The organism is Vibrio sp. TBV020 (genome assembly GCF_046056895.1).
Classification (GTDB): Bacteria; Pseudomonadota; Gammaproteobacteria; order Enterobacterales; family Vibrionaceae; genus Vibrio.
Genome location: NZ_JBEEAQ010000005.1, coordinates 1 through 4,466 on the forward strand (window position 1 = coordinate 1; position 4,466 = coordinate 4,466).

General features: G+C 39.7%; 1 protein-coding gene. It reads left to right on the top strand.

Features of this window, described 5'->3' with window-relative positions; translation table 11 throughout:
* Positions 1-33: 33 nt before the first annotated feature.
* Positions 34-4,466, top strand: a 4,433-nt coding sequence (locus AAFX28_RS23925) for an amino acid adenylation domain-containing protein (RefSeq protein ID WP_408691057.1), incomplete at its 3' end; no start/stop codon positions are given.

A 4,466-nucleotide genomic window follows, 5' to 3' on the forward strand; every position in this document is an offset into this window, starting at 1 on the left:
GATTATATAGCCAGTACATTACCTATGGAGCGATTGAAGAAACTTCAATCTTATTATGATATTGAGGAGATATATCCAGCGTCTGGTTTGCAACAAGGTTTCATCTATCATGCATTAAAAAATGGTGACGATGCGTATTGCGTTCAGTTGTTATTAGATTATGATTTTCCTCTTTGTATCGATACTTTTATTGAGTCTTGGAAATTGGCTTCACTGCGTTTCCCTGCTTTGCGAATGGCTTTCGACTGGGATGGTGTGCCATTACAAATTATCACTCAAGGAGCTTCTCTATCGGAAAAAGCGTTTACGGTGGTCGATCTTAGTAGCTTAGGCAAGGTTGAGCAAAATAGAGAAATTTCTTGCACCCAACAACAAGAGAGAGAGAAGAACTTTGATTTGAGTCAACCGGGATTAATTCGCTTTAATATTTTTAAGTTAGCGGACGATAGATTCACCGTATTGAAAACAGAACATCACAGTATCAGTGATGGCTGGAGTGGTCCAGTTTTATGGGATACAGTGCATAGTTATTATAAACAACTGATCTCAGAAGAATCAGTCACAATGATTCCGGACACAGCTTACGGTGAAGCGCAAAAGTGGCGAATCTCTCAACAAAATGAAGCGTCGACATATTGGCAATCAAAGCGTCAAACTTGGGATCAAGCTAACGACATTACGATGTTAATGAAGTCTGATGTTACGACATCAGCATTGAATGACTGTGATGCATCACAAAAAAGAAGCCTTAAAATCGATAACGATTTGTTAGAAGAGCTTAAAGCTACGTGTGCAAAGCTTGGCGTAACTCTAAATGTTGCATTACAGTTTGCGTGGCACAAATTACTAAATGTATATACGGGTGATATTCAGACTATTGTAGGAACGACAGTATCAGGTCGGGACATGCCAGTTAATGATATTGAGAATAGCGTTGGCCTGTACATCAATACGTTACCCCTTATCGTTAACTGGAAAGCAGCTGCCACTTGTGCACAGATATTGACTGATATTCAACAAAGTATTAAGGAATTGAATACTTACTCATCAGTTAATCTATTCGATCTTCAGAGTGAAGGTGAAAGTTTATTTAATAGTTTATTTGTTTTTGAAAACTACCCGAAAGTTGATGCTATATCAGATGATATTTTTATAAATCATACGCAGGAAAAAACAGATTACCCCGTTTCTCTAATCATTAATGAAGAGAGTGGGATGCTTTTATTAAACATACAATATGATAGTTCGCACTTTGACGTTGCTCAAGTGGATAAGTTACTCATTGCTATTGAAAATACTTTAAAGCAACTGAATGAGGGGCTAGAGAAGCCACATGAAGAAATAAATATTGTTTGCGAGGAAGAGCACCAATTATTAGTACATGATTGGAACCAAACAGACTCGCCATACCCAGAAAAAGAAACACTGGTGAGTTTATTTGAAGTACAAGTGGCAACAAACCCAGATTCAATCGCATTAGTTTGCGATGGTAGAAACTTGACCTATCGAGCTTTGGATAACAAAGCGAATCAATTGGCGCACTATCTGCGATCGAAGTATCAAGATTTATACAATAAAGAGTTGCCTAAAGAGTCATTAATTGGTGTATATCAGGATCGCAGTTTTGAGATGATCATTAGTATTCTTGGGATCTTGAAAGCAGGAGGCGCTTACGTACCGATCTCACCAAGCTACCCAGAAGAGCGTGTTCACTACATGGTGGAAGATACTGCTTTACAAATGATAGTGACACAATCGCACTATGTTTCTGCTTTATTGGATATGGGACTTGATACCCTAGCGCTGGTTTCGAGCGATGCTCCTGAGGTATATGAAAACTCAGTGAGCACAATTGGAGGGTATTCGACACCAGAAAGCCTCGCTTATGTAATTTATACATCGGGGACGACTGGCAAACCGAAAGGTGTGATGATTAGACATCAAAGTGTGGTTAACTATCATCACTCTCTAAGTAATCATTTACCAAATGGATTGGGTATAACTGATTTTTCCACAAATATTTGTTTTGATTTGTCACTTACTACAAGTTTATGCCCATTATTATCAGGCGGGGTTGTGTGTGTCTACTCCGGAGAGATAGAAGATATTACGGAGTATCAACGACATTTAGTTGAGAATAAAATTGAAACTATAAAAATGGCACCAAGTATGGCCTCTACTATGCTGCTTGATTTTAAAGAAAGTATAGCGCAAATAATTGTTGGGGGAGAGAAGCTTGAGATGCATCATATAAACACGATTTCAGGTGCAACAAATACAATTATTGATGAATTCGGGCCTACAGAAACTACAGTTGGCTCTTTGTATTCTCTAGTATTCGATAATAAATTTAAAGGAATAGGGAAATCGTATACTAATACTAAACTTTATATCTTAGACTCAGAGCGTAACTTATTGCCTATTGGTGCTGTTGGTGAGCTTTATATTGGCGGTGCTGGTGTTGCTAAAGGGTATTTGAATAAACCAGAGTTAACAAAAGAGCGGTTTATAGATAATCCTTTTGCGACTGATTCTGATAAAGAACGTGGGTATACAAGGCTATATAAAACCGGTGATTTAGCGCGTTGGTTACCCGATGGCAATATTGAATATTTAGGACGTAATGACTTCCAAGTAAAAATACGTGGTCACCGTATTGAACTAGGAGAAATTGACAATGCCTTATCAATTATTGAAGGGGTAGAGCAAGCCGTTGTGATTGATAGAAAGGACGACACTGGTCGTAAGTACCTAGCAGCCTACTGTGTTTGTGCTTCAGACAATATGGATGAGGAAGACTTACGAATGCAATTAGCCTCTAAAGTACCAGAGTTCATGATGCCGTCTACATTCACGTTCCTTGAGTCACTCCCTCTAACGACTAATGGAAAGTTAGACCGAAGAGCATTACCTGAGCCTGATTTGATTGACTTATCAGCTTACGTAGCACCGGCAACAGAGTTAGAGACTCGTTTGTGCACCGTTTGGCAACAAGTACTTAACCTTCCGAAGGTGGGTGTATACGATCACTTTTTCCGTATCGGGGGAGATTCAATACTCAGTATCCAATTGGTGAATGCATTACGCAAAGAAGGAGAGTACCTTCAAGTTAAAGACATATTTGAATGCCCAACGGTGAAACAGTTATCTCAAAGATTACAAGAGACGTCGAGTAAAGAAATAAGTGCTGAACAAGGAGAGTTAAAGGGAACTTTTGGGCTGTTGCCTATTCAGCGTTTATTTTTTGATAAGCAACTGCCTAACCCAAACCATTTTAACCAAGCATTTACATTGACAGTGCCTAACGATTGGGAGCCAGAAGCAATTGTAACTAGCCTTAAATCGTTATCAGATCAACATGATATGTTACGAACGCACTTCAAGGTGAATGACTTAGGAGAATATGAACAAACCTATACATCAGAGTCAACACTGATAGAACTGAGCGTTGTCAACGATGAGGGGTGGGGGGATGAAGAAAGAGGTGCATATCTAACAGGCTTGCATGAGAGTTTAGATGTTGAGTCCAATCAACTTTGGCGAGTGGTTTATTTTCAAAGGCCAAACAAAGAGATTGGGGAGCTTTGTTTTATCTTCCATCATTTATTGATTGATGCGGTATCATGGCGGGTAATTTCAGACGATATGAAGTTACTTTTTGAAGGACAGCCTTTAGAGAATAAGTCGAGTAGCTATCGCCAATGGGTAGAAACATTGGATCAATACGCTTCAAAACACGACTCTCAGCGTGCATATTGGGAGTCTGTTGTTGCTCAAATGGAGCTCGGGACATACCCTCAAGTAGCGACTAATGCATCACCAACTATGCATCAGCTTACGTTCAATAAAGAGAGAACTGAGCAGTTGTTAACAGTCTCGCCCCAAGGTTATCACACTGAAGTAAATGACTTGTTGCTTAGCGGACTAGGGCTGGCATTGAAACAGGTTTTTGGTTGTGACAATCCAGGAGTAACTTTGGAAGGGCACGGTCGTGAAGGGATAGATGAGACTATAGATAGTGCAAGAACTGTCGGGTGGTTTACTACAATTTACCCTGTAATTTTGCCTCTAGGAGCAAGCGTAAGTGATACGATCATACAAGTAAAAGAGCAATTACGAGCAATACCGGATAAAGGGATTGGTTTTGGGGCTTTAATGCCAACCGAGTCTAAGCTACCAACGGTATGTTTCAATTATCTGGGTCAATTAAATGGGGTTGATGCTTCAGAGGAACTATGGTCTTTACGGGCAGAGCAAACTGGCATGTCGGTATCTTCTGAAAATCATGATGATACTTTGCTAACGTTGAATGGCGCAGTTGTTGATGGTCAGTTAGGTTTTACCGTTTTATCTTCACTACAAGAGGAGGAGACGCAAGCTTTTATAAAGGCCTTTGAAGAAAGCTTATACGAGGTAATTGAACAGTCAGTATTACAGGCGAAGTTGGGAGGAATAAAAACAGCTAG